The sequence below is a fragment of the Klebsiella sp. BIGb0399 genome (assembly GCF_003752615.1).
Taxonomy (GTDB): Bacteria; Pseudomonadota; Gammaproteobacteria; order Enterobacterales; family Enterobacteriaceae; genus Klebsiella; species Klebsiella lignicola.
Genome location: NZ_RKHT01000006.1, coordinates 175,420 through 196,526 on the forward strand (window position 1 = coordinate 175,420; position 21,107 = coordinate 196,526).

At 54.4% G+C, this 21,107-nt stretch carries 18 protein-coding genes; 8 read left to right on the forward strand and 10 right to left on the reverse strand.

Annotated elements, in window-relative coordinates:
* Positions 1-10: 10 nt before the first annotated feature.
* From EDF82_RS11490 to EDF82_RS11500, 3 genes are read right to left on the reverse strand one after another with little or no spacing between them, the layout of a single operon-like run.
* Positions 11-331, reverse strand: a complete 321-nt coding sequence (locus tag EDF82_RS11490; protein ID WP_123755688.1) for an NIPSNAP family protein — start codon at positions 329-331, stop codon at positions 11-13.
* Entirely contained in the window at positions 321-2,021 is a 1,701-nt protein-coding gene (locus EDF82_RS11495; protein ID WP_123755689.1) for an FAD-dependent oxidoreductase, read from the reverse strand. The genes EDF82_RS11490 and EDF82_RS11495 overlap by 11 nt, the downstream gene beginning before the upstream one ends.
* Positions 2,018-2,839 (reverse strand): shikimate dehydrogenase, encoded by an 822-nt coding sequence (locus tag EDF82_RS11500; protein ID WP_123755690.1) that lies wholly within the window; start codon positions 2,837-2,839, stop codon positions 2,018-2,020. The genes EDF82_RS11495 and EDF82_RS11500 overlap by 4 nt, the downstream gene beginning before the upstream one ends.
* 152 nt (positions 2,840-2,991) lie before the next feature.
* Between EDF82_RS11500 and EDF82_RS11505 the strand changes: the two genes are divergently transcribed.
* Positions 2,992-3,750 carry an IclR family transcriptional regulator C-terminal domain-containing protein gene (locus EDF82_RS11505; RefSeq protein WP_123755691.1) on the forward strand — a complete coding sequence of 253 codons (759 nt, stop codon included), beginning with the start codon at positions 2,992-2,994 and terminating at the stop codon, positions 3,748-3,750.
* Between the two features lie 54 nt (positions 3,751-3,804).
* Here the strand turns inward: EDF82_RS11505 and cyoE are convergent, their stop codons facing one another.
* From cyoE to EDF82_RS11540, 7 genes are all read right to left on the reverse strand, one after another.
* Entirely contained in the window at positions 3,805-4,692 is an 888-nt protein-coding gene (gene cyoE, locus EDF82_RS11510; RefSeq protein WP_123755692.1) for a heme o synthase, read from the reverse strand.
* Positions 4,693-4,703: 11 nt separating this feature from the next.
* Positions 4,704-5,033 (reverse strand): cytochrome o ubiquinol oxidase subunit IV, encoded by a 330-nt coding sequence (locus tag EDF82_RS11515; RefSeq protein ID WP_123755693.1) that lies wholly within the window; start codon positions 5,031-5,033, stop codon positions 4,704-4,706.
* Entirely contained in the window at positions 5,033-5,644 is a 612-nt protein-coding gene (locus EDF82_RS11520) for a cytochrome o ubiquinol oxidase subunit III (RefSeq protein WP_110273749.1), read from the reverse strand. The genes EDF82_RS11515 and EDF82_RS11520 overlap by 1 nt, the downstream gene beginning before the upstream one ends.
* A complete protein-coding gene (cyoB, locus tag EDF82_RS11525; protein WP_123755694.1) occupies positions 5,634-7,625 on the reverse strand; it encodes a cytochrome o ubiquinol oxidase subunit I in 1,992 nt (663 codons plus the stop codon). Before cyoB ends, EDF82_RS11520 begins: the two co-directional genes overlap by 11 nt.
* A 19-nt stretch (positions 7,626-7,644) precedes the next feature.
* On the reverse strand, positions 7,645-8,592 hold the full coding sequence (gene cyoA, locus EDF82_RS11530; protein ID WP_123755695.1) for a cytochrome o ubiquinol oxidase subunit II: 948 nt from the start codon (positions 8,590-8,592) through the stop codon (positions 7,645-7,647).
* A gap of 479 nt (positions 8,593-9,071) precedes the next feature.
* The gene (gene ampG / locus EDF82_RS11535) at positions 9,072-10,547 is read right to left on the reverse strand and encodes a muropeptide MFS transporter AmpG (protein WP_123755696.1); all 1,476 of its coding nucleotides are present in this window, start codon (positions 10,545-10,547) and stop codon (positions 9,072-9,074) included.
* Positions 10,548-10,591: 44 nt separating this feature from the next.
* Positions 10,592-11,170, reverse strand: a complete 579-nt coding sequence (locus EDF82_RS11540) for a lipoprotein (RefSeq protein ID WP_123756219.1) — start codon at positions 11,168-11,170, stop codon at positions 10,592-10,594.
* Between the two features lie 369 nt (positions 11,171-11,539).
* Here EDF82_RS11540 and bolA point away from each other — a divergent pair, with 369 nt between their 5' ends.
* The 7 genes from bolA to ppiD all read left to right on the forward strand — a co-directional run bounded on the left by bolA (position 11,540) and on the right by ppiD (position 20,999).
* Positions 11,540-11,857: a transcriptional regulator BolA gene (bolA, locus tag EDF82_RS11545; protein ID WP_123755697.1), complete on the forward strand. Its 318-nt coding sequence runs from the start codon at positions 11,540-11,542 to the stop codon at positions 11,855-11,857.
* Positions 11,858-12,203: 346 nt separating this feature from the next.
* Entirely contained in the window at positions 12,204-13,502 is a 1,299-nt protein-coding gene (tig, locus tag EDF82_RS11555) for a trigger factor (protein ID WP_123755698.1), read from the forward strand.
* A 359-nt stretch (positions 13,503-13,861) separates the two neighbouring features.
* Positions 13,862-14,485 (forward strand): ATP-dependent Clp endopeptidase proteolytic subunit ClpP, encoded by a 624-nt coding sequence (gene clpP, locus EDF82_RS11560; protein ID WP_123755699.1) that lies wholly within the window; start codon positions 13,862-13,864, stop codon positions 14,483-14,485.
* A gap of 132 nt (positions 14,486-14,617) precedes the next feature.
* Entirely contained in the window at positions 14,618-15,892 is a 1,275-nt protein-coding gene (gene clpX, locus EDF82_RS11565) for an ATP-dependent protease ATP-binding subunit ClpX (RefSeq protein ID WP_123755700.1), read from the forward strand.
* 184 nt (positions 15,893-16,076) lie between these two features.
* Positions 16,077-18,431 carry an endopeptidase La gene (lon, locus tag EDF82_RS11570; RefSeq protein WP_123755701.1) on the forward strand — a complete coding sequence of 785 codons (2,355 nt, stop codon included), beginning with the start codon at positions 16,077-16,079 and terminating at the stop codon, positions 18,429-18,431.
* A gap of 207 nt (positions 18,432-18,638) precedes the next feature.
* Positions 18,639-18,911, forward strand: coding sequence for a nucleoid-associated protein HU-beta (gene hupB / locus EDF82_RS11575; RefSeq protein WP_002444653.1), 273 nt, complete (start codon positions 18,639-18,641; stop codon positions 18,909-18,911).
* Positions 18,912-19,124: 213 nt separating this feature from the next.
* A complete protein-coding gene (gene ppiD / locus EDF82_RS11580; RefSeq protein ID WP_123755702.1) occupies positions 19,125-20,999 on the forward strand; it encodes a peptidylprolyl isomerase in 1,875 nt (624 codons plus the stop codon).
* Positions 21,000-21,107: the final 108 nt, after the last annotated feature.

Here is a 21,107-nt window from a genome sequence, read left to right on the forward strand (position 1 = left end):
CTCCGGCCCCTTATTGCAGTGGTGAAAAATCAACGGGGCGCAGCAGCACCGACTCCAGCCGCTCAACGGCCGCCAGTTCACGGTTTTTGCGCGAGAAGGTCAGCCAGCGCTCGTCCTGCGCCATGCGTCCGCGGCGAACCAGGCGATCGTCGAGGCTCTCGTAAGCCCAGATGTGTACCACCTGATTGACCACGCCAATTTCGGTGAAGAAAAAGCCGATCAGCGTGCCCAGGTGCTCGGTTTGTACGGCGTAGGCATCGCTTTTGTACAGCGCCAGCCAGTCGGCCATTTTTAACGGGTTGATGGTGTAGGTGCGTTTTTCATAGATCATGATGTTCTCCTGTTGATGATGCGGTGTGGTGTGCCATATGGCGGGCTGAAAGGTAGCCGAAGGTCAGGGCCGGGCCGAGGGTGATCCCCGGACCGGGATAGGTTCCCGCCATCATGGAATCCATATCGTTGCCGACGGCATAGAGGCCGGGGATCGGCTGGTTGTGCTGATTGACGACCTGGGCATTTTCGGTGGTGACCAGACCGCGTGAGGTGCCCAGATCGCCGGTGTACAGGGTGATGGCATAGAACGGGGCGCTTACCAGCGGCGCGTTACAGGCGTTGGGCTGATGCCCCGGATCGCCCATCGCCCGGTTATAGCTGTTGCCGCCTTTGGCGAATTGCGGGTCCTGGCCCTGGGCGGCGTCGCGGTTGTAACGAGCCACTGTATCAACCAGGGCTTGTGCGTCGATCCCCAACTGCTGCGCCAGCAGGTCAAGCGAGTCCGCTTTATGCAGGTAACCGGCTTTGACCAGCGCGTCGTTGTTGACCGGTGCCGGGCGCGCCAGGCCCAGCCCGTAACGTTTCATCGCCTGCGCATCGCCAATCAGGAAGCACGGGGCGTTGTCGGGATGGCTTTGCATGGCGCTGGCAAAGTGGTGATACGAGTTCGATTCATTGACGAAGCGTTCCCCGCGCTGGTTAACGGCGATGACGCCCGGCTTGGCCCGGTCAGTGACCAGGTGCGGGAAGCGTTCTTCGCGACCGTCGGCGTGACGCAGCACCGAGACCGGCGCCCAGAAAAAGTTCGAGGGGAGGTCGGCGCCTTCCTGCGCGTTGACCGTACTGGCGAGGCGCAATGCGGCCCCGTCGTTGGCCGCGGGCGACATCGAGTAGTGCTCGCGGGTATGCGGGCGGTATTGCGCCGCCAGCTGTCCGGCGGCAAACCCGCCGGCGGCCAGCACCACGCCACGGCGAGCCAGCAGCGTCTCCTGCTGCCCGTGGTGCTCAATGGTGACGCCGGTGACGGTACCGTTTTGCTCCACCAGCGACAGCACGTTGACGTTCAGGCGCAGTGTCATGCCGTTGCGCAGCGCCACGGTTGCCATGCGGGCAATCAGCGCGTTGCCCATTGCCAGGCGGGTGCCGCGATGGTGCTTGAGGCGGTCGCGACCGTAGCGCAGCAGCAGTTTTGTGCAGTGCGATAACGAGCGAAGCGAACGGCGCATATCGAGGAAATGCTGAATATCAACGCGGTTCACCATCATGCCGCCAAACAGCAGCATGCCCGGCGGCGGCGCGCGCAGATCGCGAAAACGCTCGCCGAGCAGACGGCCATCATACTCGACGACCTCCAGCGCGCGTCCGGTATCGACCGCGCCGGGTTCGTCAGGGTAATAGTCCGGCGAGAGCGGGCGCAGGCTGTACTTTACGGCGCCTTGCTGTTCGAGATAGGCCAGCGCCTCGCGACCGGAAGCGACAAACGCCTCGACGATCTCCGGGCGGTAGTGCTGTTCCCCGATAATGGTCTTCAGATAGGTTTTGATCTCCTCGCCGCTGCCGTTTTTGCCCTGCGCCCGCGCCTGGTCGGTATCGTTGATCCACACCGCGCCGCCGGATATTGCCGAGGTGCCACCAAACTGCGGCGCTTTCTCCAGCATCAGTACCGACAACCCCTGGCAGCAGGCGGTGACGGCGGCTGCAAACCCACCGGCGCCGCTGCCGATGACGATCACGTCCCAGTTGTTCATGCCGCGGCTCCTTGCGCCTGCGGGATCGCGCCGATGAACTGCCCCATCAACTGCATCTGCGCCAGCGCCATTTCCGGGCCGGTCTGAACGACGCAGCCGCGGGCCTCGGCAAAGGTCAGCAGGGGCGTCATCACCGGGGCGGTGACGACGTCGGCGACGTGGGTTGTCGCGTCGAGCGTCTCCAGCAGGGGCTGCGGCAGCGGCAGCGGATCGAAATTGGCCATTCCCGCCGGAGAACCGTTCACCAGCAGATCAATGCCGCTCAGGGTGTCGGGCAGGGGAGTGAGGAGAACCTCGGGGAAGTGGGTGGCGAGGCGGTTATGCAGCAGTTGCAGGGTGGCCGGGTTCTGGTCGTGCAGCGCCAGCTGGCGGATGCCGGCTTCGCACAGCCCCCATGCGATGGCGCTCCCGACGCCGCCGCAGCCGGAAAGCAGCGCGCTTTTGCCCGCGGCCTGAAAACCGTGGGCGTCAGCGGCAAGGGCGAAGCCAACGCCGTCCAGCATATCGCCCTGCAGACGGCCATCTGCCAGCTTGCGGACCACATTGACCGCGTTGAGGTGACGGGCGCGGGGCGTGAGCTCATCAACCAGCGCGGCGGCGCGCTGTTTGTGCGGCACGGTGACCAGCACGCCGCTCATGTTTTGCCAGCCGCGCAGCGCCTGCAGATAGTCAGCCACCGCTTCGGGAGCGATATCCACCGGGATCATCACGCTATCCATCTGCTGGTCAGCGAAATAGCGGTTGAAGTTTTCCGGCGATTTTACCTGGGTAATCGGATGGCCGATAACGGCGACGACCTGCGTGAATCCACTGACCATTTCAAACCTCATTTGTTAAATGAATGTTGTGAAAGTATTTCAGTGGAACCTGAGAGCGACAACGCAGAATTCGGACGTATTGGTTGTTAATCGCACCACCACTGCGATAATCGCAGTGAATCGATGTTAATGTTGCAGAAATGTGAGCCAATATGCAAAACACCATACATCCACGCGATTTGATTGTCGGCCTGCAAAAAGGACTGGCGCTGATCCAGCTTTTTTCGAAAGATTTCCCCCGTTTGAGCGTCCCTCAGGCGGCGAAAATGAGCGGTCTGACCCAGAGCGCCGCCCGGCGTTTTTTGCTGACCTTGCTCCATGAGCGCTATCTGCAGACCGATGGCCGTTACTACTGGCTGACGCCGAAAGCGCTGCGTCTGGGGCAGGCCTATGTTGATTCGGCCCAGTTTCCGCGGATGGTGCGACCGATCGTGGAGTACATCGCCAGCCGGACGGAGGAGCACGCCTCGGTGGGGGTGATTGACGAAGATGAGCTGGTGTATATCGCGCGCAGCAAACATACCCCGTTTAACTCGACCTCGGTGCGGTTAGGGGAGCGGGTGCCGATATTCTGCACCGCCGGGGGACGACTGTGGCTGGCTTCGCTGCCGGAAGGGGAGTGCGAAGCGATTCTGCAGCGCATCAAACGCGAACAGCGCACGCCCTATACGGTGACGGATGTGCCGATGCTGATGGAGCGAATTGCGGCGGTGCGGCGTCAGGGCTATGCGACCATCGAGCAGGAGTTTGAGATTGGTATGCTGGTGCTGGCGGTGCCGTTATCCGACAGGGAAGGGACCTACTGGGGAGCGCTGAGCCTGACTTCGCATCAGTCGCGGACCTCTCTTGAGGCGCTGTGTCGTGACCATCTCGATTTGCTTTACAGCGCGCAGGCGATGCTGGTGGGCTAAACCGGCGGCAATAAAAAACCCCGCCGGAGCGGGGTTTGTCAAAGAGCTGCAATCTTATCTGACGTAGGCCAGCAGACTGTGTGAATCCGGCACCATAAAGTCCACGGACATCATGACCGACAGGGCGGTAATGGCGACGATGGAAAAGACGAACAGCTTACGCGCCCAGACTTTATCATCCGCTACCTTGTAACCGCGCAGGGCCATACCCAGCCACCAGACGCTCACCGCGGCTGCCACGACCAGGTATTTATACCCGGCGTAACCGCCCAGAGAGAGCATCAGCGTGGCGACAGCAAAAGCCACGATGTACAGCGTGATGTGGTTTTTCGCCACGGAGATGCCTTTCACTACCGGCAGGACCGGAATATTCGCCGCCTGATAATCCTTGAAGCGGAAAATCGCGATGGCGTAAGAGTGAGGCATCTGCCACAGGCTGAAGATCGCCAGCAGAATCGCTGCGCCACTGTCAAAATTACCGGTGACCGCACAGTAGCCAATCACCGGCGGCGCTGCGCCGGAGAGTGAGCCAATCAGCGTGCCGTAAACGGAGTGGCGTTTCATGTACAGGCTGTAAACGCCGACATAAACCACGAACCCCATCACCCCCAGCCAGCAGGCCAGTGGGTTAGCGCCGAACCACAGGAGCATAAAGCCAGCAATACCCAGCAAGGTGGCGTATACCAGCGAAACTGGTGGCGAGATCAACCCTTTGACCAGCACCCGGTTTTTCGTCCGTTCCATCTTACGATCGATGTCACGGTCGATGTAGTTGTTGAATACACAACCCGAGGCGACCACCAGGGACACTCCAAGGAGTGTCCATGCAAACAGCGGATAGTCGATGTGGCCTTTGGAGGCCAAAAGGAAACCGCCGATCACGGAGATCAGGTTGCCAAAAATGATGCCAGGTTTCGTGACTTGCAGGTATTGCTTAAACATACTCGCCGCTCTTAGTGCATCATCATGTTGTAGTTCAGGTTCCACATAATCCAGATGGAGCCTACCACTACGATTGCAATGATGATTACGGTGAAGATAAATGCGGTCAGGTTCCAACCCTCGTCAGACTTGCTGTTCATGTGCAGGAAGTACACCAGGTGTACGACAATCTGCACAACAGCAGTGACCAGGATGGTCCCCAGAATAGCCGCATGCGATGCGGAGCCACTCATAACCATCGCAAACGGGATCGCCGTCAGAATGATCGACAGGACAAAGCCTGTCATGTAGCTCTTTACGCTGCCGTGAGAAGCGCCGTTATGATCGCTAGAATGACTCATTACATTGCCCCCATCAGATAAACAACCGAGAACACGCAGATCCACACTACGTCCAGGAAGTGCCAGAACAGACTCAGGCACATGATACGGGTGCGGTTAGTGCTGGTCAGGCCACGACGAGAAACCTGTACCATCAGAACTGCCATCCAGATCAGACCGGAAGTCACGTGCAGACCGTGGGTACCGACCAGCGCGAAGAACGCTGACAGGAAGCCGCTACGATCCGGGCCCATACCTTCAACAATCAGGTGATGGAATTCATAGATTTCCATCGCGATGAACCCTGCCCCGAAGAGGAAGGTCAGCGCCAGCCAGGAAACGACCTGGCTCTTGTTGTTTTTGTACATGGCGATAGCCGCCATGCCGTAGGTGATGGAGCTGAACAGCAGCAGCGCGGTTTCAACCAGAACGAACGGCAGTTCGAAAATATCTTTGCCGGTCGGTCCGCCCGCCGTGCCGTTCACCAGAACGGCATAGGTAGCAAACAGCGTGGCGAAGATAATGCAGTCGCTCATCAGGTAGATCCAGAAACCGAAGACTTTCATCGGTCCTGTATCATGGTGCCCGTGTTCGTGCGCGTGGGCGTTATGCGCAAGAGTATCAGTTGCCATTTTTCAGCCCTGCTTTGTTAATCTCGTCGAAATGCTGATTTTCCAGTTTCTCGACTACTGCAACCGGCACGTAGTAATCCACGTCCTCGTCAAAGCTCTTAATAATCCAGGTCACCAGGATACCGACGAAGCTTGCAATCGCCATCCACCAGATGTGCCAGATCATTGCGAAACCAAACACCGTTGCGAAGGCGGCAATAACGATGCCCGCGCCGCTGTTTTTCGGCATGTGAATTTCTTCATAGCCGGCTGGCTTCTTATACGCTTCGCCTTTTTCTTTCATTTCCCAGAACGCATCGCGCTCGTGAATCTGCGGAACAATGGCGAAGTTGTAGAACGGCGGAGGAGAAGAGGTTGCCCACTCCAGCGTACGGCCGCCCCATGGGTCACCGGTCAGGTCACGGTTCTGATCGCGGTCGCGAATAGAAACGTAGAACTGAATCAGCTGGCACAGGATACCGCAGGCAATCAGCGCTGCACCGCAAGCTGCAACAACCAGCATCGGGTGGAACTGCGGGTCAATCTGCTGGCTCAGGCGACGGGTCATACCCATGAAGCCCAGCACGTACAGCGGCATAAATGCCACGAAGAAGCCGATGATCCACAGCCAGAACGCGCGTTTACCCCAGGTTTCGTTCAGGGTAAAGCCGAAGGCTTTTGGCCACCAGTAGGTCAGGCCAGCGAAGCAACCAAATACCACACCACCGATAATCACGTTATGGAAGTGGGCAATCAGGAACAGGCTGTTGTGCAGAACGAAGTCCGCGCCCGGTACCGCCAGCAGTACGCCGGTCATACCACCTACAGAGAAGGTCACGATAAAGCCAATCGTCCACAGCATTGCGGAGTTGAAGACGATACGACCCTGATACATGGTAAACAGCCAGTTGAAGATCTTCACCCCGGTCGGGATGGCGATAATCATTGTGGTAATACCGAAGAAGGCGTTTACGTTTGCGCCCGCACCCATGGTGAAGAAGTGGTGCAGCCAGACGATGAACGACAGTACGGTAATACACACGGTTGCCCACACCAGCGAGGTGTAGCCAAACAGGCGTTTACGCGAGAAGGTTGCAGCGATTTCGGAGAAGACACCGAATACCGGCAGAACCAGGATATACACTTCCGGATGGCCCCAGGCCCAAATCAGGTTGATGTACATCATCATGTTGCCACCCATATCGTTGGTAAAGAAATGGGTGCCCAGATAGCGATCCAGGGTCAGCAGCGCGATGGTGACGGTCAGAATTGGGAAGGAGGCGATAATCAGGATGTTGGCGCACAGAGATGCCCAGGTAAATACCGGCATCTTGAACATGGTCATGCCAGGGGCACGCATCTTGATGATCGTCACGAAGAAGTTAATACCGGTCAGCGTAGTACCAATACCGGAGAGCTGAAGCGCCCAGATCCAGTAATCGACCCCGACACCCGGGCTGTACTCAATTCCCGACAGCGGCGGATAGGCCAGCCAACCGGTCTGTGCGAACTCACCGACGCCCAGAGACAGGTTAACCAGAATCACACCGACAACGGTGAACCAGAAGCTCAGGTTGTTGAGGAACGGGAAGGCTACGTCGCGCGCACCGATCTGCAGCGGAACCACGAGGTTCATCAGACCGATAACAAACGGCATCGCTACGAAGAAGATCATGATAACGCCGTGGGCGGTAAAGATCTGGTCGTAGTGGTGAGGCGGCAGGAATCCTGCTTCCCCGGCCGAGGCCAGCACCTGCTGGCTACGCATCATAACGGCGTCAGCAAAGCCACGCAGCAACATCACGATTGCTACGATGACATACATGATACCAAGTCGTTTGTGGTCAACCGAAGTCAGCCACTCATTCCAAAGGTAGGACCACTTACCGAAGTAAGTGATTGCCGCCAGAAGCGCCAGTCCCCCGATGATAATCGCAGCCACCGTAACCACAATAATGGGTTCATGGTAGGGCACTGCATCCAGTGTAAGTTTTCCGAACATCGTTTTCTTCCTCGGCCCCTTAGTGAGCGGTTTCCGCGTGGCTCATGTCCATGCCTTCCATTCCTTCGTGCGCAGCGTGCTCGCCTTCCGGGTGGGACATCTCCATGCTCTTACCGTGAGACATAAATTTGTTAACAACATCTTTGAACAAATCAGGTTTCACGTCAGAGAAGTATTCCACTTTGTTGTATTCGCTAGGCGCAGCCAGTTTGTCGAAGGTCGCCATGGAATCCATTGCGTTCGATGACTGTTTTGCTTTCGCTACCCACTGATCGAAGGTTGCACGATCCGGCGTGGCGATAGCTTTGAACTTCATACCTGAGAAGCCCGGGCCGCTATAGCTTGCGGAGATACCGTCATAAGTACCAGCTTCGTTCGCGATCAGGTGCAGCTGAGTCTGCATCCCGGCCATTGCGTAAATCTGGCTGCCTAAACGTGGGATAAAGAACGAGTTCATCACGGAGTTGGAGGTCACTTTAAAGTGTACCGGTACGTTCGCCGGGAAGGCGATTTCGTTGACGGTAGCAATACCCTGTTCCGGATAAATAAAGAACCATTTCCAGTCCATCGAAACGACTTCGATGACGATCGGTTTCTCTTCGTGAGCAAGCGGTTTGCTTGGCTCAAGCGCGTGCGTGGTTTTCCAGGTCAGAACGGCCAGGAACAGGATAATCAGAATAGGAACCGTCCAGACCACAGCTTCAACTTTGTTGGAGTGTGACCAGTTCGGGCTATACTTCGCATCTTTATTGCTCGCACGATACTTCCAGGCAAATCCTACTGCCATTAAGACGGCGGGAATAACGACAATCATCATCAGGCCAAAGGCCGTCAGTATCAAAGAACGTTGCTCCAGTCCAATCTGTCCTTTTGGGTCAAGGAGCGCAGAATCACAACCACTGAGTAATACAGTACCTGCGATTAATGACATCCATCCCAAACTTTTATTGTATTTCCTAAGTCTCATTGAACGACCTCAATTCCACGGAATCTGGTGGCGCTTAAAGTGTACGGGCATTTTACGGGAAGGTTGCATTACTGTAAACATGATTGGAGCAGTGTCAGTTCCGTGTTAGTGGGTTCTGCTTGCTTTGTCACATATGTAACTGAGTATGACGACATCGCTTGCAAAGCCCGATATACGTAGGATCTATGAAGAAAGCGATAAAAATGGAGGGGTTTATAGGTGAATGAGTATAACCACCAGCAAAATAGAACAAATGCTTAACAATTAATTATCAAATAAAAGACATTGTGCAACGTAAATATTAAACCACTTTTGCTGAATCGGTTAAATTATTTAATGTTTTGAATAAAAGTTGTCAATAATTTCCGAAAATGTTAAGCGCACAAAACAACAAATGAAAAATGGAAAATATAGGATCGTTAATAAACCGTTATAATTACGTTGAGTAACTACAACGGTTTATTAGGCTGACCTGTACATTAAATCAGCGCGGTCTTGCGCAATGCCAGATAATCGAGAAGGCTGCCGAGCAGGATGCCGCCGACGGCAGTCAGCGCCGCCACTTCCAGCATGCCTGGCAGGAAGGAAAATGCGGTGAAATCCAGCGCATTCAGCACCAGTAGCAGCAGCCATATCCCCAGCATCAGCGTTCCCAGGGCGAGGATCAGCAGCGCCAGCCTGTAGGCCTGCGCGTATTCCGTGCGTGGCAGGAAGGTTCCGCTGCGTTGGGTATGTTCCAGGGTGCTGCGACACAGCAGCAGCAGCAGGATACCGGGCACTGCGGCAAATACTGAGAACAGATAAAACGTTGGCCAGCCGTGGGCTTCAACAAACCAGCCGGCAATCGGGCCAACATAGACGCGCCCGACCGCCGACAGTGCCGACAACAAGGCAAACTGGGTGGCAGAAAATGACTTATTGCACAGCGTCATTAATAGCGCGACAAACGCCGCCGTTCCCATACCGCCACACAGGTTTTCGAAAAAGACCGCCGTCGCCATCGAATACAGATGTTTATCCGTTATCGACAGCAGCCAGTAACCGGCATTCGACACGCCCTGTAGGATCCCGAAAATGAGCAGAGCGCGAAACAGGGTGAGGCGTTGCATCAATACGCCGCCGTACAGCGCGCCGACGATCGTGGCGAACAGCCCCAGCGTTTTATTGACCATCCCGACTTCACCGGCATCGAAACCGACGCCGCGGATCAGGAAGGTCGTGGTCAGACTCATGGCAAAAGCATCGCCGAGCTTATAAAGGACGATCAACAACAGAATCAGCCAGGCGTTGTTGCGCCCGAAGAAATCACGCAACGGTTCCGCGACGGCCTGCTCGAGGCTCCTCGGGACCGGAATGACGTCGCTCGGCTCCGGTGCCAGCAACGTGGCAATAATGCAGGGGATCAGCAGCGCGGCCATCAGCCAGTACATGCCCTGCCAGCCCAGCCAGCGATCGGCCAGCCACAACGCCAGTCCGCCAGAGACCAGCATCCCTAAGCGATAGCCCAGTACGCTAATCGCCGCGCCGGTGCCACGCTCTTCTGCCGGAAGAACATCGGTTTTCCAGGCGTCGAAGACAATATCCTGGGACGCAGAACAAAAGGCGATAACCACCGCCAGGGCCGCCATCCAGCGCAACTGAGTGGCGGGCTCAAGGAATCCCATCGCCGCAATGGCAATCAACAGCAGGCATTGTGTGGTCAGGAGCCAGCCGCGGCGCCGGCCAAGAAACGGCGGCGTGTAGCGGTCCATTAAGGGCGACCAGAGAAACTTAAAGACGTAAGCCTGGCCGACAAGAGAGAAGAAACCGATGGTTTTCAGATCGATATTTTCAACCGTCATCCACGCCTGAAGCGTGCCTGAGGTCAAAGCAAGCGGTAAACCAGAAGCAAAACCAAGAATCAGCAGGATAGCTGATTTCGGCTGCTGAAAAATGCGTAAATAATGATTAGACATGGCTTATAGCGTAAACCCGGCGCGGGGCCGGGTTTACCAACAGATTAACGTGCGTTTTGCTTGATGAAATCGTGAATGCTGGTGTCCTGCGCCATATCGGCGATGGTATCGGTCAGGACGCTGTTGACAGCATTAGCAATGTTCTGGTTAGAGGCCTGGAAGGCGCCTTCAACAGAATAGCTGGCGCGATAGTTTTTGGTCATCTTAGTGCCGTTAGCGGCGGTGGCGATAATCGCGATATCGGCCTTGGTGGCGATGTTGTAACGCACGTTACCCTGGGAGACATCGGCATACAGTTTGTTGACGATGATCTGCAGGTCGACGGCACCGTTCGGCCCAATCATATAACCGCGAGCGGTCATTTGTTTTTCAAGCACTTCCTGCAGCAGGAAACGCAGGTCGCGGGAGGCGGTCAGAGTGACCTGCTGGTTATTGCGCGTGACTTTTGCCAGCGCCTGGTCCGGACGCTGGTCAGCGCCGTTAATGCTGACGGTTACGCCCATCAGACTCGGATCCTGCTGCGGCAGGCTCATTTTCGGCGATACATCGATGGTGGTCGGTGGCGTAGCGCATCCTGCCAGCATAAACAGCGCGACCAAAGGAAAAAGAATTTTCTTAAACATGTTCAGGGTCTCAACGCAGGGGGTGGTTTTACTCGTCATATTTGATACTACAGGGGCGTTAGCGGCTGTTGCTGTAGCTCAAGTTATGTCGGGTAATTGAGAAAGATTCCCGCCATCATAACATTGCCAACGGCGAGGGGAAGTGGCAACGCATGTAATTTCATCGCGTTGTCTGTTTTATGACCTTTACCCATTTTTATCGCGATCCTGGCGGGCGTTCTGGCGTCAACAGTGAGTAAACTAAATACTTTTGAATGAAAATATAAGAAGAATGCTAATTTTTTGTTGTTTTCCCCTAATGGAAGCGGTAAAAGCGGCTAACATTTAAAAGGAATGGCGGCATCTCAGCGTTGTCGGAGGAGAAAATTCATGATGATACGTGAGCAGATCGAAGCAAAACTTAGAGCAGCGTTCGACCCGGTGTATCTCGAAGTCGTGGATGAAAGCTATCGCCACAATGTGCCTGCGGGTTCTGAAAGTCATTTTAAAGTGGTGTTGGTTAGCGATCGTTTTACCGGCGAGCGCTTCCTTAATCGTCACCGGATGATTTACGGTACGTTGACCGAGGAACTGTCGAGCACCGTGCACGCGCTGGCGTTGCACACCTATACGATTAAAGAGTGGGAAGGGCTTCAGGACACTATCTTTGCGTCTCCTCCTTGTCGCGGAGCAGGAAGCATCGCCTAGAAATCGCATTTGCAACTGCCGGAGCTTTTCCAGTATGTTGCGTGAAGATTTATCCAAAAACGGCCTACGGGCCGTTTTGTTTTGCCTGAAAATGTGCTCAGTGGGCACTTTTTCAGGCAAATTTGCGCGGGAAATGTGAAAAATGCCGCAGCAGTGGGCGACAACCGTTCTCGACTCACAAAAGTGATGCCGCTATAATGCCGCGTCTTATATTATGAATGTCTTCGGGATGATTCTGACGACAGGGAATGTGTTTCTGATTTGAAGAGGGCATCCCGGTTCTGCGAAGCCACTGACACGCGCTTCCAGAGTTGACCGAGCACTGTGATTTTTTTGAGGTAACAAGATGCAAGTTTCAGTTGAAACCACTCAGGGCCTTGGGCGCCGTGTAACGATTACTATCGCCGCTGACAGCATCGAGAATGCTGTCAAAAGCGAGCTGGTCAACGTGGCGAAAAAAGTTCGCATTGACGGCTTCCGTAAAGGGAAAGTGCCGATGAATGTTGTTGCTCAGCGTTATGGCGCATCCGTTCGCCAGGACGTGCTGGGTGACCTGATGAGCCGTCATTTCGTTGACGCTATCATCAAAGAGAAAATCAATCCGGCCGGTGCGCCGAACTACGTTCCAGGCGAATACAAGCTGGGTGAAGACTTCACCTACGCGGTAGAATTCGAAGTTTACCCGGAAGTTGAGCTGCAGGGTCTGGAAGCAATCGAAGTTGAAAAACCGGTTGTTGAAGTAACCGAAGCTGACGTCGACACCATGCTGGACACTCTGCGTAAGCAGCAGGCTAACTGGAAAGACAAAGACGGCGCTGTTGATGCAGAAGATCGCGTCACCGTTGACTTCACCGGTTCTGTTGACGGCGAAGAGTTCGAAGGCGGCAAAGCGACTGACTTCGTACTGGCAATGGGCCAGGGTCGTATGATCCCGGGCTTTGAAGACGGTATCAAAGGTCACAAAGCTGGCGAAGAGTTCACTATCGACGTGACCTTCCCGGAAGAGTACCACGCAGAAAACCTGAAAGGTAAAGCAGCTAAATTCGTCATCAACCTGAAAAAAGTTGAAGAGCGTGAGCTGCCGGAACTGACTGCTGAATTCATCAAACGTTTCGGCGTTGAAGATGGTTCCGTAGAAGGTCTGCGCGCTGAAGTGCGTAAAAACATGGATCGCGAGCTGAAAGGCGCCGTGCGTAACCGCGTTAAGTCTCAGGCTATCGAAGGTCTGGTCAAGGCTAACGACATCGATGTCCCGGCTGCACTGATCGACAGCGAAATCGACGTTCTGCGTCGTCAGGCTGCTCAGCGTTTTGGTGGCAACGAGAACCAGGCGCTGGAACTGCCGCGCGAACTGTTCGAAGAGCAGGCTAAACGCCGCGTTGTTGTTGGTCTGCTGCTGGGCGAAGTGATTCGTACCAACGAGCTGAAAGCTGACGAAGATCGCGTTAAAGGCCTGATCGAAGAGATGGCTTCCGCTTACGAAGATCCGAAAGAAGTTGTTGAGTTCTACAGCAAAAACAACGAACTGATGGACAACATGCGTAACGTCGCGCTGGAAGAGCAGGCTGTTGAAGCCGTTCTGGCAAAAGCGAAAGTGTCTGAAAAAGCCACCACCTTCAACGAACTGATGAACCAGCAGGCGTAATTCCGCCTACCAGGTTTAACGTTCAGGTAAAACCCGTTGCCGAGAGGCGGCGGGTTTTTTTTATCGCAACGATAGCCTCAGGATGAGTGCGAAAACGCGATATCAATGATAGCGTTACGACAAAAGCTTGTTATGCTTGAATTATGATTGCATCGTCCCCATTTCGAGGAGACGGAACTGCCTACGTGAAATCATGCATAATGACGACGCGTGATTTCCCAGATTTGTTCAGGTTGCCGGCATTCGTCTGATATCCAGCTAATTTGAGCGATGACGGGTAGAAGGCTCTGGCTGATAATCCGTCCATAAGGTTACAATCAGTGCGGCAGGTTTATTCAAATTTAATCCAGGAGACGGAAATGTCATACAGTGGCGAACGAGATAACTTTGCACCCCATATGGCCCTGGTGCCGATGGTCATTGAACAGACCTCGCGCGGTGAACGTTCTTTTGATATCTATTCCCGTCTGCTCAAGGAACGCGTCATCTTTCTGACCGGCCAGGTGGAAGACCACATGGCGAACCTGATCGTGGCGCAGATGCTTTTTCTGGAAGCAGAAAACCCGGAAAAAGACATTTATTTATACATTAACTCTCCGGGCGGGGTGATCACCGCCGGGATGTCGATTTACGACACCATGCAGTTCATCAAGCCTGACGTGAGCACCATTTGTATGGGCCAGGCGTGTTCAATGGGCGCGTTCCTGTTAACCGCAGGGGCAAAAGGCAAGCGTTTCTGCCTGCCGAACTCTCGTGTGATGATCCACCAGCCGCTGGGCGGCTATCAGGGTCAGGCGACGGATATCGAAATTCACGCCCGTGAGATCCTGAAAGTGAAGGGTCGGATGAATGAACTGATGGCGCACCATACGGGTAAATCCCTGGAGCAGATTGAGACCGACACCGAGCGTGATCGTTTCCTTTCCGCCTCTGAAGCGGTGGAATACGGCCTGGTCGATTCCATTTTGACCCATCGTAATTGATGCCCCTGGCGTGAGGGTGCCGCTATACTTGTCTGGAGTAAGGCGGCACAACGCTGATCAGCGGCTTGCGCCTGAGAATGGCATTTGCGTCGTCGTGTGCGGCACAAAGAACTTAATAAGAGGTTTGGACTCATGACAGATAAACGCAAAGATGGTTCGGGCAAACTGTTGTATTGCTCTTTTTGCGGCAAAAGCCAGCATGAAGTGCGTAAGCTGATCGCCGGGCCATCCGTGTATATCTGCGACGAATGCGTTGATTTATGTAACGACATCATTCGCGAAGAGATTAAAGAAGTTGCGCCGCATCGCGAGCGCAGTGCGCTGCCGACGCCGCACGAAATTCGCCACCATCTGGACGATTATGTTATCGGTCAGGAACCGGCGAAAAAGGTGCTGGCCGTCGCGGTCTATAACCACTACAAACGTCTGCGCAATGGTGACACCAGCAACGGCGTTGAGCTGGGTAAAAGTAACATCCTGCTGATCGGGCCGACCGGTTCCGGTAAAACGCTGCTGGCCGAAACGCTGGCGCGCCTGCTGGATGTGCCGTTTACCATGGCGGACGCCACCACCCTGACCGAAGCCGGTTACGTGGGTGAAGACGTTGAAAACATCATTCAGAAACTGTTGCAGAAATGCGACTACGACGTGCAGAAAGCACAGCGCGGCATCGTCTATATCGATGAAATCGACAAGATTTCTCGTAAATCCGATAACCCGTCGATCACCCGCGATGTATCAGGGGAAGGCGTGCAGCAGGCGCTGCTGAAGCTGATCGAAGGTACCGTGGCTGCTGTGCCGCCGCAGGGTGGCCGTAAGCATCCGCAGCAGGAATTCTTGCAGGTTGATACCTCCAAGATTCTGTTTATCTGCGGCGGGGCGTTTGCCGGTCTGGATAAAGTCATCTCCCACCGTGTTGAAACTGGCTCTGGTATTGGTTTCGGCGCGACGGTGAAGGCCAAATCCGACAAGGCCAGCGAAGGCGAACTGCTGTCCCAGGTTGAGCCGGAAGATCTGATAAAATTTGGTCTGATTCCGGAGTTCATCGGCCGTCTGCCGGTCGTGGCTACCCTGAACGAGCTGAGCGAAGACGCGCTGATCCAGATCCTGAAAGAGCCGAAAAATGCCCTGACCAAACAGTATCAGGCGTTGTTCAATCTGGAAGGTGCGGAGCTGGAGTTCCGTGATGAAGCGCTGGATGCGATCGCTAAAAAAGCGATGGCGCGTAAAACTGGCGCCCGTGGTCTGCGTTCAATCGTTGAAGCCGCACTGCTGGATACCATGTACGATCTGCCGTCGATGGACGACGTCGAAAAAGTGGTGATTGACGCGTCGGTGATTGATGGCCAAAGCAAGCCGCTGCTGATCTACGGTAAACCGGAAGCACAGCAAGCATCTGGTGAATAATTCGCCAAATTGCTCAAGCAGTTAACCAAAAAGGGGGGATTTTATCTCCCCTTTTATTTTTCCTGCATTCCTGCCGTTGAATGTGTGGAATACATCCCCATATACTGGTTTACATATTAACAGCGTCGCGATGGAAGGTCGTGCCGCTGGCTACCTGGCGGACTTTAAACTAAGAGAGAGCTCTATGAATCCTGAGCGTTCTGAACGCATTGAAATCCCCGTATTGCCGTTGCGCGATGTGGTGGTTTATCCGCACATGGTCATACCCCTGTTTGTAGGGCGGGAAAAATCTATCCGTTGTCTTGAAGCGGCTATGGACCATGATAAAAAAATCATGCTGGTTGCGCAGAAAGAAGCTTCGACGGATGAGCCGGGTGTAAATGATCTTTTCACCGTCGGGACCGTGGCGTCAATTTTACAGATGTTGAAGCTGCCTGATGGCACCGTCAAAGTGCTGGTTGAAGGCCTGCAGCGCGCGCGTATTTCTGCGTTATCTGACAACGGCGAGCATTTCTCAGCGAAAGCGGAGTATCTCGAATCGCCAGCGATCGAAGAGCGCGAGCAGGAAGTGCTGGTGCGCACCGCGATCGGTCAGTTTGAAGGCTACATCAAGCTGAACAAAAAAATCCCGCCAGAAGTGCTGACGTCGCTCAACAGCATCGACGATCCCGCACGTCTGGCCGACACCATCGCTGCCCACATGCCGCTGAAGCTGGCCGATAAGCAGTCCGTCCTCGAGATGTCCGACATCAACGAACGTCTGGAATATCTGATGGCGATGATGGAGTCGGAAATCGATCTGCTGCAGGTTGAGAAGCGTATTCGCAACCGTGTGAAAAAGCAGATGGAGAAATCTCAGCGTGAGTATTATCTGAATGAGCAGATGAAGGCCATCCAGAAAGAGCTCGGTGAGATGGACGATGCCCCGGACGAGAACGAAGCGCTGAAGCGTAAGATCGACGCGGCGAAAATGCCGAAAGAGGCAAAAGAAAAAACCGAAGCGGAACTGCAAAAGCTGAAGATGATGTCACCGATGTCGGCGGAAGCGACCGTCGTGCGTGGCTATATCGACTGGATGGTGCAGGTGCCGTGGAATGCGCGCAGCAAAGTCAAAAAAGATCTGCGCCAGGCTCAGGAAGTCCTCGATACCGACCATTACGGCCTTGAGCGCGTGAAGGATCGTATCCTTGAGTATCTTGCAGTGCAGAGCCGCGTGAACAAGCTTAAAGGGCCGATTCTGTGCCTGGTAGGGCCGCCGGGGGTGGGTAAAACCTCGCTGGGCCAATCCATTGCCAAGGCCACCGGGCGTAAATACGTGCGTATGGCGCTGGGCGGCGTGCGCGATGAAGCGGAAATCCGCGGACATCGTCGTACCTATATTGGCTCCATGCCGGGTAAATTGATCCAGAAAATGGCGAAAGTGGGCGTTAAAAACCCGCTGTTCCTGCTTGATGAGATCGATAAAATGTCTTCCGACATGCGCGGCGATCCGGCTTCGGCGCTGCTGGAGGTGTTGGATCCAGAACAAAACGTGGCCTTTAACGACCATTATCTGGAAGTGGACTACGACCTCAGCGATGTGATGTTTGTGGCGACCTCTAACTCCATGAACATTCCAGCACCGCTGCTGGATCGTATGGAAGTGATTCGTCTGTCCGGTTACACCGAAGATGAAAAACTGAACATTGCCAAGCGCCACCTGCTGTCAAAACAGATTGAGCGTAACGCGCTGAAAAAAGGCGAGCTGACCGTTGAGGACAGCGCGATCGTCGGGATTATTCGTTACTACACCCGTGAAGCTGGCGTGCGTGGACTGGAGCGTGAAATCTCCAAACTGTGCCGTAAGGCGGTTAAACAGCTGCTGCTGGATAAGACCCTGAAGCACATCACGATTAATGGCGATAACCTGCATGATTTCCTCGGCGTGCAGCGCTACGACTACGGTCGTGCGGATAGCGAAAATCGTGTTGGCCAGGTCACCGGTCTGGCGTGGACGGAAGTGGGCGGCGATCTGCTGACCATTGAAACCGCCTGCGTACCGGGTAAAGGCAAGCTGACCTACACCGGTTCGTTGGGTGAAGTGATGCAGGAGTCCATTCAGGCGGCGTTGACGGTAGTGCGTTCTCGTGCGGATAAACTGGGTATTAACTCGGATTTCTACGAAAAACGCGACATTCACGTCCACGTTCCTGAAGGAGCGACGCCGAAGGACGGTCCGAGTGCTGGTATTGCTATGTGCACCGCGTTGGTTTCCTGCCTGACCGGGAATCCGGTACGCGCCGATGTTGCGATGACCGGGGAAATTACCCTGCGTGGCCAGGTGCTGCCGATCGGTGGTCTGAAGGAAAAACTGCTGGCAGCGCATCGCGGTGGCATTAAGACTGTTCTGATTCCTGATGAAAATAAACGCGATCTGGAAGAAATTCCTGACAACGTTATCGCTGATTTAAACATTCATCCGGTGAAACGAATCGAAGAAGTTCTGACACTTGCGTTGCAGAATGAGCCGTTTGGCATGCAGATCGTCACCACAAAATAGTGATTTCGCGCAAATAGCGTTAAGAAAAGTGGGGCTGGGAAGTAAAATCGTACTTGCCAGCCTTTTTTTGTATAGCTAACTTAGATCGCTGGCAGGGGGTCATCTACAACTCTGTTGTAAGGGCATGACAGTCCTGATATAACTGCTGCGCGGTCGCACCACGAAGGATTCTGGTGCGATATAAATTATAAAGAGAGGAAGAGAACAGTGAATAAATCTCAACTGATTGACAAAATTGCTGCGGGTGCGGACATTTCTAAAGCTGCAGCTGGACGTGCGTTAGATGCTTTAATTGCTTCTGTTACTGAATCTCTGCAAGCTGGGGATGATGTTGCGCTGGTTGGATTTGGTACCTTCGCGGTCAAAGAGCGTGCTGCCCGTACTGGCCGCAACCCGCAAACCGGTAAAGAAATTACTATCGCCGCAGCTAAAGTACCGGGCTTCCGTGCCGGTAAAGCGCTGAAAGACGCAGTAAACTGATCAAGTTCCCGTCAGGGAAGGTGACGAAATACAAGGGCGCATCGTGAGATGTGCCTTTTTTCTTTGTCCAGAACTCGACTTTATGTGTGTTTATGCGCACTTGTGGGCTGACAATTACCCCATTTTCTTGTCAAAATAGGTCCTCACGCGCGGCAGCCATCACGTGCTATGCTGCGCGAGCTAAAGTCATCTACAGCGGAGCGTTGTTACACCATGATGGACAACCTACGCACGGCCGCGAACAGCGTCGTGCTCAAGATTATTTTCGGTATCATCATTGTCTCGTTCATATTGACCGGGGTAAGTGGTTACCTGATTGGCGGCAGCAGCAACTATGCCGCGAAAGTTAATGACCAGGAGATTGGTCGTTCACAGTTTGAGAATGCCGTTGCCAGCGAACGTAATCGTATGCAGCAGCAGCTTGGCGATCAGTTTTCTGAACTGGCGGCCAATGAAAACTACATGAAAACCATGCGTCAGCAGGTGCTGAACCGTCTGATTGATGAGTCCCTGCTGGATCAGTATGCCCGCGAACTGAATCTGAGCGTCAGCGACGCCCAGGTCAAACAGGCGATCTTCCAGACCCAGGCTTTCCAGACGGACGGTAAATTTAGTAACGAACGTTTTGGCAGCATCGTGGGCCAAATGGGTATGACTACCGACCAGTATGCACAGGCGCTGCGTAACCAGCTGACCACACAGCAGCTGGTTAACGCCATTGCCGGCACCGACTTTATGTTGACCGGTGAGTCCGATGAGCTGGCGGCGTTGGTTTCGCAGCAGCGTGTGGTGCGTGAAGCGACCATTGATGTAAACGCGCTGGCGGCGAAACAGACCGTGACCGATGCGGAAGTTGACGCATACTACCAGCAGAATCAGGCGCGTTTCATGGCGCCAGAGCAGTTCCGTGTTAGCTACATCAAAATGGATGCCGCTAGCATGCAGGAAAACGTTTCTGACCAGGATATTCAATCCTGGTATGACCAGCATCAGGATCAGTTCACTCAGCCGCAGCGGAACCGCTACAGCGTGATTCAGACCAAAACCGAAGCCGATGCACAGGCCGTGGTTGACGAGCTGAAGAAAGGGGCTGATTTCGCCACGCTGGCGAAAGAAAAATCCTCCGACATTATCTCTGCCCGTAACGGCGGTGACATGGGGTGGATGGAAGATGCTGCGACGGTACCTGAGCTGAAAAATGCCGGCCTGAAAGAGAAAGGCCAGCTGTCCGGCGTGATCAAATCTTCTGTTGGTTTCCTGGTTGTGCGTCTTGACGATATGCAGCCGGCAAAAGTCAAACCACTGGCTGACGTTCGTGATGATATCGCGGCGAAAGTGAAACAGGAAAAAGCGCTGGATGCCTACTACGCGCTGCAGCAGAAAGTGAGCGACGCGGCCAGCAACGATAACGAATCTCTGGCAGGCGCAGCGCAGGCTGCGGACGTGAAAGTGAGCGAAACCGGCTGGTTTGGTCGTGACAATCTGCCGGAAGAGCTGAACTTTAAACCGGTCTCCGATGCTATTTTCAACGGTGGTCTGGTGGGCGAGAACGGTTCACCGGGTAGCAACTCCGATATCATCACCGTGGACGGCGATCGCGCATTTGTTCTGCGCATCAGCGAGCATAAAGCGGAAGCGGTTAAACCGCTGGCGGAAGTGAAAGCGCAGGTTACCGACATCGTGAAACACACCAAAGCTGAACAGCAGGCGAAACTGGATGCAGATAAACTGCTGACCGCGCTGAAAGACGGCAAAGGTGACGAGGCGTTGAAAGCCGCTGGTTTAAGCTTCGGTTCCGCACAGACGCTGGCACGTACCGGTCAGGATCCATTAAGCCAGGCGGCGTTTGCACTGCCGCTGCCGCAGCCGGGTAAACCGAGCTACGGTATTGGTAGCGATCTGAAAGGTAACGTAGTCCTGCTGGCGCTGGACGAGGTTAAAGCGGGCGATATGCCGGAAGCGCAGAAAGCCGCGATGGTTCAGGGTATTACCCAGAACAACGCTCAGATTGCTTTCGAAGCGCTGATGAGCAACCTGCGTAAGACCGCGAAAATTAAGCTCGGCGATACCATCGACCAGCAGCAGTAATCTCGTGACGCTTCGCAAAAATCAGTAACGTGATGTAATCCTCAAAGGCCGCTTTCGCGGCCTTTTCCATTTCTGTCGATCGGCTTTTGCACGCTTTTTTCTCCCTCG